This is a genomic window from Parvimonas sp. M20, assembly GCF_035282425.1.
GTDB lineage: Bacteria > Bacillota > Clostridia > Tissierellales > Peptoniphilaceae > Parvimonas.
Window position 1 is genome coordinate 1 of sequence record NZ_JAYKBQ010000082.1, and the last position, 487, is coordinate 487.

1 protein-coding gene is annotated in these 487 nt (G+C 48.0%); it reads right to left on the reverse strand.

Annotation, left to right across the window (positions count from 1 at the left end):
* Window positions 1-229: 229 nt before the first annotated feature.
* The gene (locus VJI93_RS08500; RefSeq protein WP_324008936.1) at window positions 230-457 is read right to left on the reverse strand and encodes a hypothetical protein; all 228 of its coding nucleotides are present in this window, start codon (window positions 455-457) and stop codon (window positions 230-232) included.
* Window positions 458-487: the final 30 nt, after the last annotated feature.

Consider the following 487-nt stretch of genomic DNA (forward strand, 5'->3'; position numbering starts at 1 on the left):
GGCCTTGAAGTCAATCGTGTCAAGATAACGTGGCAACCCTAAAGCTGCCACGATTTCCTGATCCGTTATGTCTTCCCGCGGAAAGCTATGGGAGGATAACGGGTCAAACATTACGATACCCTTTCCCTATACTCAACAATAGGAATATTGAACAGGTATAAAATGTAGCCGGTATACTTATGCCCGAATGCCACATTCCATCGTACATTGCGCTTACGCCACAACCACCTCATTTCGAATACACGGCTTTGTAGGGAATACCATAATACCGTGCGTAAGGACGCAGGTTGTTGTGTGGTTGGCCAGTCCAACGATTGATCTTGGCATCCTTGTCAGCCAGGTGCTGAAACTTCGGCTTTGCCTTGGGCTTGGCGTCAGGGAGAAATGCACGCATACCTCCACCAAGGAAGAACCCGATGAGATTGCCTGCGGTATTATTGGCGAGTTTGAGTTCCATGACTATCCCTGAAAATTAGGGGGCTATTAC